General features: G+C 63.2%; 19 protein-coding genes. 15 read left to right on the top strand and 4 right to left on the bottom strand.

The annotated features are described in order from the left end of the window. Positions 1–111 precede the first annotated feature (111 nt). On the bottom strand, positions 112–780 hold the full coding sequence (locus tag L867_RS0116580; protein ID WP_028734980.1) for an ArsR/SmtB family transcription factor: 669 nt from the start codon (positions 778–780) through the stop codon (positions 112–114). Between the two features lie 71 nt (positions 781–851). On the opposite strand from L867_RS0116580, the gene L867_RS0116585 reads away from it, so the two are divergent. Then, positions 852–1,205 carry a DsrE/DsrF/TusD sulfur relay family protein gene (locus L867_RS0116585; RefSeq protein WP_028734979.1) on the top strand — a complete coding sequence of 118 codons (354 nt, stop codon included), beginning with the start codon at positions 852–854 and terminating at the stop codon, positions 1,203–1,205. Beyond that, a complete protein-coding gene (locus L867_RS0116590) occupies positions 1,205–2,386 on the top strand; it encodes an MFS transporter (RefSeq protein ID WP_028734978.1) in 1,182 nt (393 codons plus the stop codon). The genes L867_RS0116585 and L867_RS0116590 overlap by 1 nt, the downstream gene beginning before the upstream one ends. Before the next feature lie 54 nt (positions 2,387–2,440). Here the strand turns inward: L867_RS0116590 and tnpC are convergent, their stop codons facing one another. The 3 genes from tnpC to tnpA form a co-directional block, all read right to left on the bottom strand. Next, positions 2,441–4,033, bottom strand: a complete 1,593-nt coding sequence (tnpC, locus tag L867_RS0116595; RefSeq protein ID WP_028734977.1) for an IS66 family transposase — start codon at positions 4,031–4,033, stop codon at positions 2,441–2,443. A 69-nt stretch (positions 4,034–4,102) separates the two neighbouring features. Beyond that, positions 4,103–4,456 carry an IS66 family insertion sequence element accessory protein TnpB gene (gene tnpB, locus L867_RS0116600; protein WP_028734976.1) on the bottom strand — a complete coding sequence of 118 codons (354 nt, stop codon included), beginning with the start codon at positions 4,454–4,456 and terminating at the stop codon, positions 4,103–4,105. Then, positions 4,453–4,839 (bottom strand): IS66-like element accessory protein TnpA, encoded by a 387-nt coding sequence (gene tnpA / locus L867_RS0116605; protein ID WP_028734975.1) that lies wholly within the window; start codon positions 4,837–4,839, stop codon positions 4,453–4,455. Before tnpA ends, tnpB begins: the two co-directional genes overlap by 4 nt. Positions 4,840–4,950: 111 nt before the next feature. On the opposite strand from tnpA, the gene hupE reads away from it, so the two are divergent. The 13 genes from hupE (at position 4,951) to hypE (ending at position 15,185) form a co-directional block, all read left to right on the top strand. Beyond that, positions 4,951–5,526 carry a nickel permease HupE gene (gene hupE / locus L867_RS0116610; RefSeq protein WP_028737924.1) on the top strand — a complete coding sequence of 192 codons (576 nt, stop codon included), beginning with the start codon at positions 4,951–4,953 and terminating at the stop codon, positions 5,524–5,526. 89 nt (positions 5,527–5,615) lie between these two features. Further along, complete coding sequence (gene hypC / locus L867_RS0116615; RefSeq protein ID WP_028737925.1) at positions 5,616–5,906, top strand: HypC/HybG/HupF family hydrogenase formation chaperone; 291 nt, start codon at positions 5,616–5,618, stop codon at positions 5,904–5,906. 175 nt (positions 5,907–6,081) lie between these two features. Then, positions 6,082–6,531 carry a thioredoxin domain-containing protein gene (locus L867_RS0116620; protein ID WP_028737926.1) on the top strand — a complete coding sequence of 150 codons (450 nt, stop codon included), beginning with the start codon at positions 6,082–6,084 and terminating at the stop codon, positions 6,529–6,531. Beyond that, entirely contained in the window at positions 6,528–7,376 is an 849-nt protein-coding gene (locus tag L867_RS0116625; RefSeq protein ID WP_028737927.1) for a hydrogenase expression/formation protein, read from the top strand. Before L867_RS0116620 ends, L867_RS0116625 begins: the two co-directional genes overlap by 4 nt. Beyond that, complete coding sequence (locus L867_RS0116630) at positions 7,373–7,588, top strand: rubredoxin (RefSeq protein ID WP_028737928.1); 216 nt, start codon at positions 7,373–7,375, stop codon at positions 7,586–7,588. Before L867_RS0116625 ends, L867_RS0116630 begins: the two co-directional genes overlap by 4 nt. Then, the gene (gene hybE / locus L867_RS0116635; protein ID WP_028737929.1) at positions 7,578–8,105 is read left to right on the top strand and encodes a [NiFe]-hydrogenase assembly chaperone HybE; all 528 of its coding nucleotides are present in this window, start codon (positions 7,578–7,580) and stop codon (positions 8,103–8,105) included. Before L867_RS0116630 ends, hybE begins: the two co-directional genes overlap by 11 nt. Next, a complete protein-coding gene (locus L867_RS0116640; RefSeq protein ID WP_028737930.1) occupies positions 8,102–9,214 on the top strand; it encodes a nickel-dependent hydrogenase large subunit in 1,113 nt (370 codons plus the stop codon). Before hybE ends, L867_RS0116640 begins: the two co-directional genes overlap by 4 nt. Beyond that, positions 9,207–9,548 (top strand): hydrogenase maturation nickel metallochaperone HypA, encoded by a 342-nt coding sequence (gene hypA, locus L867_RS0116645; protein WP_028737931.1) that lies wholly within the window; start codon positions 9,207–9,209, stop codon positions 9,546–9,548. Before L867_RS0116640 ends, hypA begins: the two co-directional genes overlap by 8 nt. Further along, on the top strand, positions 9,548–10,465 hold the full coding sequence (gene hypB, locus L867_RS0116650; RefSeq protein WP_028737932.1) for a hydrogenase nickel incorporation protein HypB: 918 nt from the start codon (positions 9,548–9,550) through the stop codon (positions 10,463–10,465). The genes hypA and hypB overlap by 1 nt, the downstream gene beginning before the upstream one ends. A 4-nt stretch (positions 10,466–10,469) precedes the next feature. After that, the gene (gene hypF, locus L867_RS0116655) at positions 10,470–12,746 is read left to right on the top strand and encodes a carbamoyltransferase HypF (RefSeq protein WP_028737933.1); all 2,277 of its coding nucleotides are present in this window, start codon (positions 10,470–10,472) and stop codon (positions 12,744–12,746) included. Beyond that, positions 12,737–12,964, top strand: coding sequence for a HypC/HybG/HupF family hydrogenase formation chaperone (locus L867_RS0116660; protein WP_028737934.1), 228 nt, complete (start codon positions 12,737–12,739; stop codon positions 12,962–12,964). Before hypF ends, L867_RS0116660 begins: the two co-directional genes overlap by 10 nt. Further along, on the top strand, positions 12,961–14,136 hold the full coding sequence (gene hypD, locus L867_RS0116665; protein WP_028737935.1) for a hydrogenase formation protein HypD: 1,176 nt from the start codon (positions 12,961–12,963) through the stop codon (positions 14,134–14,136). Before L867_RS0116660 ends, hypD begins: the two co-directional genes overlap by 4 nt. After that, positions 14,133–15,185 carry a hydrogenase expression/formation protein HypE gene (gene hypE / locus L867_RS0116670; protein WP_028737936.1) on the top strand — a complete coding sequence of 351 codons (1,053 nt, stop codon included), beginning with the start codon at positions 14,133–14,135 and terminating at the stop codon, positions 15,183–15,185. Before hypD ends, hypE begins: the two co-directional genes overlap by 4 nt. Positions 15,186–15,193: the final 8 nt, after the last annotated feature.

Raw genomic sequence — 15,193 nt, forward strand, 5'->3', positions numbered from 1 at the left:
GTAAGCGGTGTGCCGCTCACACACGGCCGATCAGTTTCGAGCAAACGAGGTCACACGCCGGGCCGCATAGCGCGTGGCACCATACGCGAAAAATCGGAAGTCGCGGCATAGTCAGACAGCAGCCGTCTCTATTGGGAACCCCGCCGCTTTCCACTCAGGGAAGCCATCGACAAGTCGACGCACATTGAACCCACGCTGTCGCAATGACTGCACGGCCTTGAACGAAAGAATGCAATAGGGGCCACGGCAGTAGGCAACAATCTGCTGTCCAGGTGGCAACTCCGACAGGCGACTTTCTAGTTCTTCCACGGTGATGTTGACGGCGTTCGGCAGGTGTCCGGCCCGATATTCGTCTTCTGGGCGTACGTCCAGGAGAGTCACGCTTTCGCTGTCGAGGCGCTTCATCAACTCAGCCATGTCGATGGCCTCCATATCGTCGAGGCGATGGAAGTAGCCGTGGATAACGCTTTTGACCTCCGCCATATTATGCTCGGCCAGGTTCTGGATCGCGGTGATCGCCTCGATGATGGGTCCGTCTCTCAGACTGTAGCGGACGTTCTTGCCTTCGCGATGCCCGACAATAAGCCCGGCCTTCTTCAGGTGCTGCAGATGCTGCGATACATTTGCAAAAGCAAGGCCCGTCCTGGTCGCGAGAACTTCCACAGATTGTGGACTCTGAGCAAGAAGCTCCAACAGTTCCAAGCGGTGTTCGTTACCTAGAGTCCTTGCCAAACTCGCAAAGTGACCAAAGAGCTGTAGCTTCGGAGATGGGGTTGACATTCGACATCCTGGTGTTCATTCAATTGGACGATTGAATGATTGAGCGTCGATTGTCAATCTTAGGAGGCACTATGAATATCCTCTTCATCCTCAACGACCCTCCTTATGGCACCGAGCGCGTCTACAATGCTCTTCGGCTGGCAATTGCACTACCTAAAGCCGACAGCGAAGCGGCCATCACGGTCTTCTTGATGGCCGATGCGGTACTTGCCGCGAAGGCGGGCCAGAAGACACCAGAAGGGTACTACAACGTCGAGCGCATGATCAAACGCGTCCTCGCTTCAGGTGGGAAGGTCCTTCTCTGTGGCACCTGCATGGATGCACGGGGCCTAACGCAAAGCGAGATGGCGGAAGGGGCCGAGTCCAGCACAATGGATGCCCTAGCCGCCGCAACAGTGGCTGCCGACAAGGTGCTGGTGTTCTGATGGCCATGTATCGTCAAGTCGCACTGCTGGCGTCTGCGCAGGCTCTGTTCCAGACTGCGTCGGTTCTGGTAATGACAGTTGGAGGACTAGCCGGAAGCCAGCTTGCCGCTTCCCCCGCCTTTGCCACGGCACCTATCGCCTCAATGTTCCTCGGCACGGCGCTGGCGACCGTTCCTGCCTCGATGTGGATGGCTCGGGTAGGACGCAGGATTGGCTTTTTGTTGGGCGCTATCCTTGGCGTGGTGGGGGGACTTGTGGCAGCAGGCGGGGTGTATGCAGGATCGCTATGGATGCTTTGCCTGGGCACCTTGTTCGTTGGGGCCTATCAAGGGTTTGCACAATTCTACCGTTTTGCGGCATCGGAAGTAGCAGATGACGCTTTCCAGCCCCGAGCCATCTCCTTCGTCCTCGCAGGTGGTGTCGTTGCAGCTCTCGCTGGACCTGCCCTTGGCGGCTTTGGCGGTGATCTCCTGCAGCCTGCCTATACTGGCTCTTTCCTCATTCTTTCAATTGTCTCGCTGCTTGCAGTCGGTGTTCTGACGGGGGTGAACGTACCCCGTCCTGCTGTGCTCTCGGGAGTGGACGCAGCAGCCCGGTCGCTGGGCCAGATAATGCGGCAACCGACCTACCTTGTTGCGCTCTTTGGAGCCGCAACAGGCTACGGCGTGATGATCCTCGCGATGACAGCAACACCGATTGCAATGGCACATCATCATCACGGCCTGTCTCAGACGGCAACCGTGATCCAGCTCCATGTGCTCGGCATGTTCCTGCCCTCATTCTTCACGGGGTCGCTCATTGCTCGCTTCGGTGTTCTCCGGATCATGCTGGCTGGTGTTTTGCTGTTCTTCGGCCATGTGGCTTTCAGCCTATCCGGCACTGGGTTCTATTCCTTTACGGCAGCGCTTATCTTGCTCGGTATCGGCTGGAACTTCCTTTACATCGGCGGCACCAATCTGCTCACAAGCACCTACACCCCTGCCGAAAAGGGTAAAGCACAAGCGATGAACGATCTGTCGATCTTCCTGGTCGGACTCGTGTCGTCACTAGGCGCGGGAGCGCTACATAGTAGCCTCGGCTGGCAAACGCTCAATCTCGTGCTGCTGCCGTGGCTTGCTTTGGCTGGCATCGCGATCCTTTATCTTGCTTTCTCCAGAGCAAGACTGGGAGCTGTCGCATAATCCGGCCATGGAATTTGCATACACGCCTAAGCCTTGACGATCCACGACGTGTCATCAGTGGCCGTTGATACGATCAACCAAGTAATTCCACGGGAGAAGTTCATCTATCCGGCTCTGCCTGTGACCATTCACGATGGCGGTGAGTGTGCTGGTCAGATAGGCCTGCGGATCGACAGCATTGAGCTTGCAGGTCTCGACCAGCGAGGCGATGATCGCCCAATTCTCCGCTCCGGCATCATGACCCGCAAAAAGCGCGTTCTTGCGATTGAGAGCGATAGGCCTGATGGTCCGCTCGACACTGTTGTTGTCGACCTCGATGCGGCCGTCGGTCAGGAAGAGCTTCAGACCATCCCAGTAATTGGCGATGTAGGCCAATGCCTCGCCGAGCGGCGACTTCGTAGCGATGCGGGCGCGGTGATGGACCAGCCAAGTCTGCAGTTCTGCCACAAGCGGTGCTGATCGTTCCTGTCGTCCGGCAAGTCGAGCCTTCGGATCAAGACCGTGCAACTCGGCCTCGATGCGATATAGTTCGCCAATCCGCTTGACGCCATCCTCAGCAATCGGTGCTGACCCGTTGCGGGTGATCTCCACCAGCTTGCGCCGGGCATGCGCCCAGCAATATGCAAGCTGAATGTCTGGGCCGACACGCTCAGGCGCGATCAGCCTGTTGTATCCGGCATATCCATCCACCTGCAGGACGCCAGAGAAACCCTGCAGTATACGTTCGGCATGAATGCCTCCCCGACCAGGAGCATAGGTGAAGGCGACACCCGGCGGAGCGCCACCGCCCCATGGGCGATCATCACGCGCCAGCGCCCAGAAGTATCCGGTCTTGGTTTTGCGCGAGCCGGGATCGAGAACTGGGGCGCGGGTCTCATCCATGAACAGCTTGGTCGAGCGCTTCAGGTCGACGATCAACGCATCGAAGACGGGCCGCAGTTCATAGGCTGCCCGACCGACCCAATCGGCCAGCGTGGAGCGGTCGAGATCGATCCCTTGGCGGCTCATGATCTGCGCCTGCCGATAGAGTGGAAGGTGATCGGCATACTTGGAGACCAGAACATGCGCGACGGTCGCTTCCGTCGGGAGCCCAGCCTGGATCAGCCGCGCCGGAGCTGGGGCTTGGACGACCCCGTCGGTGCAGGCCCGGCAGGCATACTTAGGGCGGCGGGTGACGATCACGCGGAACTGCGCCGGGATCACGTCCAGCCGCTCGGAGACATCCTCGCCAATGCAGTGCAGGCAACCACCGCAGGCACAGATCAGGCTTTCTGGCTCAATCACCTCCTCGATATGCGGAAGATGCTTCGGAAGGGAGCCCCGATTGATCGCACGTGGCTTGGCAATCCTATTTGCCGCAGGAGCGTCCCCCTCATCCTCGGCATGGATGACAGCCATGGCCGTCTCCAGGTCTTCCAGCGCCAGGTCGAATTGGTCAGGATCGGTCTTCTCGGATTTGCGTCCGAAGGCTGCCTGCTTGAACGCTGCGACCAGCTTCTCAAGCCGCTCGATCCGCTCATCCTTGCGAGCGATATGCTCGTCTTTGCTGGCTATCGCGACGTCCTTGGCCGCCTCGCGTGCCTGTGCCGCAATCAGCATCGCCTTCAGGGCAGCAACATCATCGGGAAGGTCGGCGGCATGGAGCATGACCGGAAACTACCAAATCCCGAGCCGATTTGCCCTCAGAATCTGCCGTGCTGAGTCATCGTGCCGCAGCTATTCGATGGCCTCCGGCACTCTCGTCTGGACGGCATGAACCCGCCGCCAATCGAGGCCTGCGAACAGCGCTTCGAACTGGGCGTGGGTGAGCGTCATCAATCCATCCTTGATGCCAGGCCACGTGAATGTGTGCTCTTCCAGCCTTTTGTAGGCCATGACGATCCCGGAGCCATCCCAGTAGATCAGCTTCAACCGGTCCGCCTTGCGAGACCGAAACACGAAGACCGTTCCGGTGAACGGGTCCTTGTGAAGCTCATTCTTCACTAGCGCCGCCAAGCCGTCATGGCCCTTGCGGAAGTCAACGGGTTTGGTCGCCACCATGATCCGAACACGGTTCGACGGAAAGATCATGTCGCCGCCGCCAGAGCGCGGGCGATGGCAGCGATCCGGGCAGCAGACGCACCTTCCTCAAGACGGATCGTGACGGGACCGAGGACGATCTCGGGGCGACTGAGCATTTTAGGCGGCTGTTCCGAAACAGGCGGATCAACGATCACCGCCGCGAACTCTACCGCATCCTCTGGTGCTGGCAGGATCAGCTTGCCCTGCCGCGCCATCGTCCGCCAGGTGGAAAGGCTATTGGCTCGCAATCCATAGCGCTGCGCAACTTCATTGACTGTCGTGCCAGGCCTCAAGCTTTCCGAAACGATCTTCGCCTTGACCTCATCGGGCCAATGTCGGTGAACCTCACGTCCAGGCTTCCTGGTTGTGAGAAACTCCAATGAGGTCTCCATGGAGAAACTCCCGTTCATGATCCATGGAATGTCGATCCCAGATCAGGCGGCAACGAGCAACGTGGGACCTGAACACCGGTTACCCCGCACCGGTTATCTAGGGAGGAAGTCATGAGATATGCTCGCATACTGGCCACGCTGGCGGCCGTAACCCTGCCATCGGTCGCCCATGCCCATGTCGGCCTGCACAGCGACGGGGCACTGGCCGGCCTCAGCCATCCGATCAGCGGCCTCGATCACGTGCTGGCCATGGTCGCCGTCGGCTTCTGGGCTTCCACGCTCGGCGGCGCGGCCCGCTGGATCGTGCCCGCAGCCTTCGTCTCCGTCATGGCCGTCGGCGGCATGCTCGGCATCTATGGGGTGCCGCTGCCAATGGTCGAGACCGCCATCGCGCTCACCGTCGCGATCCTCGGCCTGCTGGTTGCCTTTGAAGTCAAGGTTCCGACCGTAGCGGCAGCTGCCATCGTCGGCCTCTGCGCCCTGTTCCATGGTCATGCGCACGGCACCGAACTGCCGGCCATGTCGCATGCGGCCGGTTATGTGGCCGGTTTTCTTGCCGCGACGATCGTTCTCCACGCGGCCGGCATCGGCCTCGGTGCGCTTCGCTTCGGCAAGGCCGGGCAGATCGTGGCGCGTTATGCCGGCGCAGTCGTCGCCATCTCGGGCGCAGCCCTTCTCGCAGGCTGACCGCCGGCAGATTTCGACACGCAAACGCGCAAGGCCAGCCTTGCGCGTTTGCTGTTTCCATACCGGACAACCAACAAGAGGAGAGCGACATGTGCATCGGCATACCCATGCAGGTGGTTGAAGGCGACGAATTGACCGCGCGCTGCAGACGTCATGGCGCGATTTCATCCATTTCCATGATGCTCGTAGGCGCCCAGCCGCCCGGCACCTTCGTCTTGACCCATCTCGGCTCGGCCATCCGGGTCCTGGACGATGCCGAGGCACAGGCGATCGACAATGCCCTGGAGGGGCTCGCCGAAGCAGTGGCAGGGCGCAATTTCGAACATCTGTTCGCCGATCTCCTCACCCGGGAGCCGGAACTGCCCGAACATCTGCGTTGACGTGTGAGATGTTAGTTTTCATACTGAAAACTAACTTTCCACATCCGCCGCATCCCGCGCGCTCGTAGCTGGAAATTATCCTTTCAGATCAATGGAATTCGTCTTTCCTTCCAGCTGGCACGGCACTTGCAAATCCTTCCCTAAAATACCGGCATGCCGATCAGGGGAGGACACAATGCCATCATATCTCATAGGCGCACTGCGCCATCAGGCGGGGCTGCCATTCGTCGACGAGACGAACATCGAGGCCTTCCTGGCACCGGCCGAAGGCGAGCCGGAAAACTGCATCCTCTTCTTCACCGGCGATCCCAAGCAGCGGCCCGAAGCCGATGACGTGGCGGTCGTCCTGCCGGAACTGCTCCGGACCTTCCATGGCAGACTGCGCGGTGCCGTGATCGACAGGGCGGCCGAAGAGGGCCTCAAGGGGCGTTTCAATGCGGTGGTGATGCCGAGCCTCGTGGTGACGCGGCGCGACCAGCCGGTCGGCGTGCTCGGCAAGATCCGCGACTGGTCGGAATATGTCGAGAAGATCGGCGCCTGGCTGTCATCGGATGCACCGGTGCTTGCCCCATCAGGCGGCCCGCGCGTCGAAATCACCCATTCCGGCAAGGAGATCGTTCGATGAAAGCAGGTTTCTGGGTAGCGCCTGAGGGCGACGATGCGACCATGACCGTGATGCCGATCGGTGCCGAGCCGCCGCTACGCACACGAAAGCTCAACTATCTGGCCACCAGTTCGGCGGAAGAGATGATCAGGCGCTGTCGCCAGACCGCCGAGCTCCTGCCGCGGATCGCCGACGCATTGGCCATGCAGAAAGCGGATGAGCCGGGCCAGCTCTTCGACATCACCGACTTTCCGGCTGACGACAAGGAGCTCATCACCCAGACGCTCGGCGAAGGCGAAGTCGCCGGCGTGGCGGCGCTTGCAAACGGCGTGCTGGCCCAGATCCAGGAGGCCGTCATGGCCGGCGTCTGGCGCGTCCGCTTCGCCGATGCCAACGGGACACTGCTGGCGGACTATGTCGAGGTCGCCTCGATCCCGGCCGCCGTGCGGCAGGCCTGCGCCGCACTTGCGCCCGAGATCGTCCATGGCCCGGCCCCCGCTGGCGCCATGAACGTCATGCCGGTGCTGCACGAGATTGGCGACCGGATTGCGCGCTACAAGGATGGTGACGAGCCGCACATCATCACCTTCTCGCTGTTTCCGATGAGCCCCGAGGACATGAACTTCCTGCAGCAGACGCTCGGCGCCGGGCCCGTGCAGCTCACCTCGCGCGGCTACGGCACATGCCGCGTGGTGGCGACGGGCGCCCGCAATGTCTGGTCCGTGCAGTTCTACAATGCCATGGACACGATCATTCTCGACACGCTGGAAATCTGCGACATCCCCTCCGTCGCGATCGCCGCGGAAGAGGATTTCCGCGATTCCGAAATGCGGCTGCGCGAAATCGAAGAGGCCTATTTCAAATGAGCAGCTTCGAGAATTTCGGCAAGCGCGAGACGGTCTCGGACGACGACCGGATGGAGTGCGGCATCTGCTGGCACGTCTATGATCCCACCGAGGGCGACCCCGTCTGGCAGATCGAAGCCGGCACGCCGTTTGCGGCGCTTCCCGAGGACTGGCGCTGTCCGAACTGCGATGCCCTGCAGTCGAAATTCATGAGACTGGGCGATGCACGCTGACCTCGCCCTCGCCGATCGCGACGCCGCGGCCCGGGCGCTCGGACAGAGCCTCGAAACGCTCTATCGCGGCATTTTCGAGCGCTCGATGCACGACGTGCCGATCTGCAATACGGCGCTTAGCATCGCGGCGAGCGGCTTTCGCAGCTATGGCGGACGCGCCTTCGGCATCATCACGACGCCGTGGTTCATGAACCTCGTCGCAGCCGACCTGCCGGAGGGAGACCCCGCCCCGGCCGTCGTGCCGGGAACGACCGTTCGCATCGGCCTGCCGGCCGGCGAAGTGGACTTCATTGCTGGTCAACTCGACGGTTTTGGCCGGCTGGACAGCTGCTCGCTGTTTTCGCCGGTGTTCGAATTCGGGTCGATGGATGCGGCGCTCGAAACGGCCGAGGAAGCGGTCCGCGCCTTCTTCGATGCCGCATCCCTTCACGAACCGCCGCCACCGCCCGCGCAAGTCAACCGCCGCGACCTGCTGCGCGGACGCTTCCGCAACGAGGAAGAGGCGACGGGGCCATGACCTTTGCGCTCGGGGCAGGTGCAATCCGGATCGACGTGACGGTGTCGCGGGGGCAGGTCTGCGCCGTCGAACTGACCGGCAGCCGGCCGCAGGGCCTGTCGCGCATGTTCGCCGGCCGCCGTCCCGAGGACGCACCGGTGCTCGCCGGTCAGCTCTTTTCGCTCTGCGGCTTCTCGCAATCGATCGCCGCCCGGCTTGCTGTCCTGCGCGCGGCGGGTCTCGCCATGGACACGGACGAACGGCGGACGGTCACGGCCGGGCTTCTGGCCGAGCGCGCCTTCGAAACGCTGCGGGCGCTCGTGCTTCATTGGCCGTCGCCCCGGGTTGTGAATCTGGCAGCGACGGCGGGCGTTCATCTGCGCGAGGCACTGGCCGCCTCGCAGAAGATCATCGCCGATGCCCGTGCCGTCAGCCGATCGCTCGGCGACCTGTCCTTGCCGGCTGCCCGCCTGGAGCGCGCGGCCAGCGCCCTCGGCATCCCGCGGCAAGGCGATGCGCCCACAACCGGCACGTTATGCGCCGCGATCCACGACGAGACCCGCCACGAGCGCATCTTTCGCCGGCGCCGGCCGGATTCGCTGACCTCCCGCGACGACGAGGAGGTCTTGAACCATCTCGTCCATGAGACCGGCTATGCGGCCCTTCCCTATCTGGCCGGACGGGTCGCCGAAACCGGGGCCTATGCCCGGATCTGCACTTCGGCGGTGCCGGACGAACCCTATCTGGCGGCGCGTCTGCTCGCGCGCATCGAGGACGTTCGCCTCTGTCTCGACCTGCTGCAGGGCATCGCCGAGGGTGAAGATCTTGACCTTGCGCCGCTGATGGGCGACGGCTCCGCTCCGGACGCCGGGGGCTATGGCGTGGTCGAATGCGCGCGTGGCCGTCTCTATCACCAGGCGGAAATCGGCGATGACGGGCTGATCGGCGCCTATCGCATTCTTGCGCCAACCGAATGGAATTTCCACCCTGCGGGTCCCTTCGTCGAAACGCTGCTCTCCTGTAGGATCGGAGAAGGCGAAAGCGGCCGCAAGGCCGTGTCGCAGCTGGCTGCGCTGTTCGACCCCTGCGTGGCTTTCGAAATCAACATGTGCGAGGCCGCCCATGCATGAGATGTCATTGATGGAAAGTGTCGTGGAGATCGCCTGTGAGACGGCCAGGGCGAACGACGCGCGCGCCATCCGCTCGATCCGGCTGGATGTCGGCGTTTTGAGTCACGTCAATCCGGACTCGCTCGCCTTCTGCTACGAGGCGATCCGGCGCGGAACGCTGGCGGAGGATGCCGTGCTGGAGATCAATCGCATTGCGGGGGAAGGCTGGTGCCTCGACTGCGGGAAGACGGTGGCACTGACGGAACGTTTTGGCGCCTGCCCGAACTGCGGACATCACCGTGTCCAGATGACGGCTGGCGATGAATTGAAGATCAGGGACATGGAGGTGATCTGATGTGCACGGTATGCGGCTGCGGAACGCAGGCAGTGATCGACAACGGCAAGGCCCCGACCGCGCATGGACACGGACATGCGCATCACCACGGCCATGACCATGACCATCATCACGGCGATCACGATCATGGCCACGCTCATGACCACGATCACCATCATCATGGGGACCATGATCATCACCATGCCGAAGATGGCGCTGTTCATTATGGCAAGGGTATCGCCGGCGTGCATGTGCCCGGCCTCAGCCAGGAACGCATCATCCAGATCGAGACCGACATCCTGTCGAAGAACGACAGCCATGCCGATAAGAACCGCGCCTTCTTCGTACGCAATGGCATTTTCGCGCTCAACTTCGTCTCCAGTCCCGGCTCCGGCAAGACCAGCCTGCTGGTGCGCACGATCAACGAGTTGAAGGACCGGCTGGCGATCGGCGTCATCGAGGGCGACCAGCAGACCTCGAACGACGCGGCCCGCATTCGGGAGACCGGAGCGCCGGCGATCCAGATCAACACCGGCAAAGGCTGCCATCTCGACGCCCATATGGTGGGCCATGCCGTCGAGGATCTGGGTCCCAAGCCCGGCTCGGTGCTTTTCATCGAGAATGTCGGCAATCTGGTCTGCCCGGCCGCCTTCGATCTCGGCGAAGCGCACAAGGTGGCGGTGCTCTCCGTCACCGAGGGCGAGGACAAGCCGCTCAAATATCCGGATATGTTCGCCGCCGCCGACCTGATGATCCTCAACAAGTCGGACCTGCTGCCGCATCTCGATTTCAATGTCGGCCTCTGCATCGCCAACGCCTTGCGGGTCAATCCGCGCCTGCAGACGCTGATCGTCTCGGCGCGCACCGGCGAAGGCATGGAGGCCTTCTATGCCTGGCTCGAAGCGTCTGCCGCCCGGCAGGCGGCAAAGGCGGCCTGAGACCATGACGGGCGCGAGCGCGATACGCCTTGAAGACCAACCCGTCCTGCGGCTGCGGCTGCGGGTTCGCGGTTGCGTACAAGGCGTCGGCTTTCGCCCCTTTGCCTACCAGCTTGCCCGGAAAATGCAGTTGTCGGGCTTCGTCCTCAACGACAATGCCGGCGTGCTGATCGAGGTCGAGGGCGCCTCGGCCGGCCGCTTTGTCGAGGCGATGTATGGCGAAGCCCCGCCGCTCGCCCGCATCGACGCGGTCGATATCATCGAGCTGCCGGCTTCGGGTGGTGAGCGCTTCGAGATCCTCGAAAGCCGCGGCGGACAGGCGACGACGCGGATCGGCGCCGATGCCGCCACCTGCGAAGAATGTCAGCGCGAACTGACGGATCCCGAAAGCCGCTTCTTTGGCTATCCCTTCGTCAACTGCACCCATTGCGGTCCGCGCTTCACCATCACGCGGGCCTTGCCCTATGACCGCGCGCAGACTTCCATGGCCTCCTTCGCGATGTGTCCCGCCTGCAGCGCGGACTACCGCGATCCCGACAATCGTCGTTTTCACGCCGAGCCCGTCGCCTGCCCCGAGTGCGGGCCGAGGCTCAGTCATCCGATCGATGTGATCGCTAAGGCGCTCTGTCGCGGCGAGATCGTCGCCCTCAAGGGCATCGGCGGTTTTCACCTGCTGTGCGACGCCCGCAATGACGCGTCGATCGCAAGCCTGCGCCAGCGCAAGGCACGCGACCAGAAGCCGTTTGCCGTGATGGTCCGCACATTGCAAGCCGCCCGCCAGCTGGCCGAGATTTCCGCTGAGGAGGCGAGCCTGCTCGAGGGTCCGGCACACCCGGTGGTGCTGTGCGATACGCGCGATGCCGTGTCCCGGCTCGTCGCCCCCGGCCTCAGGCGTGTCGGGATCATGCTCGCCTATGCGCCGGTCCACCACCTGCTGCTCGACGCGCTGGCGGCGATGATGCCCGAACGTGTCCAGGCGCTCGTTGCCACCAGCGCCAATCCGGGCGGCGAACCGCTCTGCGCCGACAATGACGACGCCGAACGGCGGCTTGCCGGCATTGCCGACCTGATCGTCATCCACAATCGCGACATCGCCGTCCGCGCCGACGATTCGGTCATGCAAGTGATCGACGGGGCGCCATCCTTCCTGCGGCGGGCGCGCGGCTTCGTGCCGGAACCGGTCGATCTCGGTGAAGACGGCCCCTCGGTGATCGCCCTCGGCGCCGACTTGAAGAATACGATCTGCATCACCCGCGGCCGTGAGGCTTTTCTCTCGCAGCATGTCGGCGGTCTCGACAATGCCGAGGCGATCCGATTCCAGCGGGAGACGATCGCCCATCTCACATCCATCCTCGATGTGCGGCCGGACTATGCGGCCTGCGACCTGCATCCGGATTTCCGCTCTGTGCGGACGGCGGAAGCCCTCGGTCTGCCGCTGGTGCGGGTCCAGCACCAGCTTGCCCACATCGCCGCGGTCACCGCCGAGCATCATCTGTCCGGCCCCGTGATCGGCCTGGCGCTGGACGGCCACGGCTACGGCGCCGATGGCGGCATCTGGGGCGGCGAACGGCTGGTGGTGGACGGCCACACCTGGAAGCGGAGCGGATCTCTCAAGGACCTGGCGCTCCCGGGTGGCGACAAGGCTGCGCGCGAGCCCTGGCGGATGGGCGTTGCAGCACTTCATGCCGCCGACCGCAGCGATCTGGGTCCCCTGCTCTGGCCCGAACACCAAGGCGTTGCACGATTGACCGCCATGCTCGACCGCGGTATGCAACCGCCCCGCACATCCAGCCTCGGCAGGCTCTTCGATGCCGCCGCCGCGATATCCGGCGTCCGGCTTGAACAGGCCTATGAGGGTCAGGCGGCGATGGAACTGGAAGCGCTTGTCGATGCACCGAAGAGCTTTCCCGGTGGGTTTCGGATCGACGACGGCGTTCTCGATTTCCGCGACCTGCTGATCCACATGGCCGAGAACCAGCTGGCCGGTTGCGACGCTGCCAACCTGTTCCATGGCACGCTGATCGCCGGCCTTGCCGCATGGGCAACCGCGTTGGCAGAGGCGAGCGGCATCGACCTTATCGCTCTGGGCGGCGGCTGCATGATGAACCGTGTGCTCGCCGGCGGTCTCGCCCAGGCCCTGCGTGCGCAAGGTCTCAAGCCTGTCCTGCCATCCAAGGTCCCGGCCAATGACGGAGGCATCGCCCTTGGCCAGGCGGCCTATGCACGCCAGATCATTCGATACAATGCCGCCGAAGTGGAGGAGAATCTCACATGTGCCTAGCCATTCCCGTTCAGGTGAAGGAAGTGCTGCCCGACAATATGGCCAAGGTAACGCTCGACGGCGTGTCGAAGATCATTTCGACCGCGCTCGTCGACGACGTCAAGCCGGGCGACTACCTCGTGCTTCACGTCGGCTATGCGCTGGCGAAGATCGATCCGGAGGAAGCGGAGCGGACCCTCGAACTCCTCCGTCAGGCCGCCTTGGGAGATGCAGCATGAAATATATCGACGAATATCGCGACGGGCGCGTCGCCAAGGACATCGCCCGGCAGATCACGGCAGCGGCAGATCCCGCACGCTCCTATCACTTCATGGAGTTCTGCGGCGGCCACACGCATGCGATTTCCCGCTACGGGCTTGAAGACCTGCTGCCGCCGAACGTGCGGATGATCCACGGGCCGGGCTGTCCGGTCTGCGTGCTGCCGATCGGTCGCATCGATGCGGCGATCGCGCTGGCCATGCGGCCCGAAATCACGCTCTGCACCTATGGCGACCTGATGCGGGTTCCGGGCTCCAATGGCTCCAGCCTGCTCAAGGCGAAGGCCGCCGGCGCCGATATCCGCATGGTCTATTCGACGCTCGACGCGCTCAAGATCGCCGAGGCCGAGCCGGAGCGCGAGGTCGTCTTCTTCGCTATCGGCTTCGAGACGACGACGCCGCCGACGGCGCTGGCGCTGCGCTTTGCCATTCAGAAGGGCCTGAAGAATTTCTCGATCTTCTGCAATCACGTGCTGACGCCTGCCGCCATCCAGAACATTCTGGAAAGCCCGGACGTGCGCAAGCTGGGCACGGTCAAGATCGACGGTTTCATCGGTCCGGCCCATGTCTCGACCGTGATCGGCACCGAGCCTTACGAATTCTTCGCCGAGGAGTTCCAGAAGCCGGTGGTGGTCGCCGGCTTCGAGCCGCTCGACGTGATCCAGGCGATCCTGATGCTGGTGCATCAGGTGAACGACGGCCGCCACGAGGTGGAGAACCAGTATATCCGGGCCGTCACCACCTTCGGCAACGAGAAGGCACAAGCGGAGGTCGCAAACTTCTTCGAGCTGCGCGAGAGCTTCGAGTGGCGCGGCCTCGGCGAAGTGCCCTATGGCGCGCTGCGGCTGCGGCCGGAATTTGCCGAATACGACGCCGAGAAACGCTTTGCCATGGTGACGCCTGCCTCGAAGGACAATCCGGCCTGCGACTGCGGCGCCATCCTGCGCGGCGTCAAGAAGCCGGCCGACTGCAAGCTGTTCGGCACGGTCTGCACCCCCGACAACCCGATGGGGTCCTGCATGGTCTCGAGCGAAGGCGCCTGCGCGGCGCACTGGACCTATGGCCGGTTCCGCGAACATGCCCGCACCGGGGAACAGGCAAGGACCGTCGAAGCAGGAAAGGCCGTCGCATGAACGTGATGACGAAACCCTACAAGCGCAAGCTCGACGTCAGGACCGGCCTTGTCGACCTGTCGCACGGGGCTGGCGGCCGGGCCATGGGCCTGCTGATCGAAAGCATCTTTCACAAGGCCTTCGACAATGAATGGCTGCGGGCCGGCAACGACCAGTCGGCCTTTGCGGTTGAGGCCGGCCGCATGGTGATGACGACGGATGGTTATGTCGTCTCCCCGCTGTTCTTTCCCGGCGGCAATATCGGCACGCTCGCCGTGCACGGCACGATCAACGACATCGCCATGGCGGGCGCCCGGCCGCTCTATCTGTCGGCAAGCTTCATCATCGAGGAGGGCTTTCCGCTCGCCGACCTCAACCGGATCGCCGAGAGCATGGGCGAGGCCTCGCGCGAGGCCGGCGTGCCGATCATCACCGGCGACACCAAGGTCGTCGAACGCGGCAAGGCGGACGGCGTGTTCATCTCGACCGCCGGCATCGGCGTGGTACCGGCAGACCTCGACCTGCGCTCCGATGCGGCGCGCCCGGGCGACGCGGTGATCGTCTCCGGCTCGATCGGCGATCATGGCGTCGCCGTCATGTCGAAGCGCGAAAACCTCGAATTCGACACCGACATCCTCTCCGACAGTGCCGCCCTGCACGGGCTCGTCGCCGCCATGGTGGCAGCGGGCGGCAAGCATATCCGGCTGATGCGCGATCCGACGCGCGGCGGGATCGCGGCGACGCTGAACGAGATCGCCAGCCAGTCGGGCGTCGGCTTTCGCATCGACGAGGAGGCAATCCCGCTCAAGCCGGAAGTGGCGGCAGCCTGCGAATTCCTCGGGCTTGATCCCCTGAACGTCGCCAATGAAGGCAAGCTGGTGGCGATCGTCGCGCCGGAGGGCGCCGACGCCATCCTCTCGGCCATGCGAGCCCATCCGCTCGGCGGCGAGGCAGCCCTGATCGGCCATGCAATGGAGGATGCCAATGGTTTCGTGCAGATGACCACGAGCTTCGGCGGGGGACGCATCGTCGACTGGCTGTCGGGCGAACAGCTGCCGCGGATCTGTTGAGCCGCGAC

Source organism: Paenirhizobium selenitireducens ATCC BAA-1503 (genome assembly GCF_000518785.1).
Lineage (GTDB): Bacteria > Pseudomonadota > Alphaproteobacteria > Rhizobiales > Rhizobiaceae > Allorhizobium > Allorhizobium selenitireducens.

What these genes read in the sequence shown, in the direction of transcription:
- L867_RS0116580 (WP_028734980.1), bottom strand. Translation starts at nt 780, where the DNA reads ATGTCAACCCCATCTCCGAAGCTACAGCTCTTTGGTCACTTTGCGAGT.
- L867_RS0116585 (WP_028734979.1), top strand. Translation starts at nt 852, where the DNA reads ATGAATATCCTCTTCATCCTCAACGACCCTCCTTATGGCACCGAGCGC.
- L867_RS0116590 (WP_028734978.1), top strand. Translation starts at nt 1,205, where the DNA reads ATGGCCATGTATCGTCAAGTCGCACTGCTGGCGTCTGCGCAGGCTCTG.
- tnpC (WP_028734977.1), bottom strand. Translation starts at nt 4,033, where the DNA reads ATGCTCCATGCCGCCGACCTTCCCGATGATGTTGCTGCCCTGAAGGCG.
- tnpB (WP_028734976.1), bottom strand. Translation starts at nt 4,456, where the DNA reads ATGATCTTTCCGTCGAACCGTGTTCGGATCATGGTGGCGACCAAACCC.
- tnpA (WP_028734975.1), bottom strand. Translation starts at nt 4,839, where the DNA reads ATGGAGACCTCATTGGAGTTTCTCACAACCAGGAAGCCTGGACGTGAG.
- hupE (WP_028737924.1), top strand. Translation starts at nt 4,951, where the DNA reads ATGAGATATGCTCGCATACTGGCCACGCTGGCGGCCGTAACCCTGCCA.
- hypC (WP_028737925.1), top strand. Translation starts at nt 5,616, where the DNA reads ATGTGCATCGGCATACCCATGCAGGTGGTTGAAGGCGACGAATTGACC.
- L867_RS0116620 (WP_028737926.1), top strand. Translation starts at nt 6,082, where the DNA reads ATGCCATCATATCTCATAGGCGCACTGCGCCATCAGGCGGGGCTGCCA.
- L867_RS0116625 (WP_028737927.1), top strand. Translation starts at nt 6,528, where the DNA reads ATGAAAGCAGGTTTCTGGGTAGCGCCTGAGGGCGACGATGCGACCATG.
- L867_RS0116630 (WP_028737928.1), top strand. Translation starts at nt 7,373, where the DNA reads ATGAGCAGCTTCGAGAATTTCGGCAAGCGCGAGACGGTCTCGGACGAC.
- hybE (WP_028737929.1), top strand. Translation starts at nt 7,578, where the DNA reads ATGCACGCTGACCTCGCCCTCGCCGATCGCGACGCCGCGGCCCGGGCG.
- L867_RS0116640 (WP_028737930.1), top strand. Translation starts at nt 8,102, where the DNA reads ATGACCTTTGCGCTCGGGGCAGGTGCAATCCGGATCGACGTGACGGTG.
- hypA (WP_028737931.1), top strand. Translation starts at nt 9,207, where the DNA reads ATGCATGAGATGTCATTGATGGAAAGTGTCGTGGAGATCGCCTGTGAG.
- hypB (WP_028737932.1), top strand. Translation starts at nt 9,548, where the DNA reads ATGTGCACGGTATGCGGCTGCGGAACGCAGGCAGTGATCGACAACGGC.
- hypF (WP_028737933.1), top strand. Translation starts at nt 10,470, where the DNA reads ATGACGGGCGCGAGCGCGATACGCCTTGAAGACCAACCCGTCCTGCGG.
- L867_RS0116660 (WP_028737934.1), top strand. Translation starts at nt 12,737, where the DNA reads ATGTGCCTAGCCATTCCCGTTCAGGTGAAGGAAGTGCTGCCCGACAAT.
- hypD (WP_028737935.1), top strand. Translation starts at nt 12,961, where the DNA reads ATGAAATATATCGACGAATATCGCGACGGGCGCGTCGCCAAGGACATC.
- hypE (WP_028737936.1), top strand. Translation starts at nt 14,133, where the DNA reads ATGAACGTGATGACGAAACCCTACAAGCGCAAGCTCGACGTCAGGACC.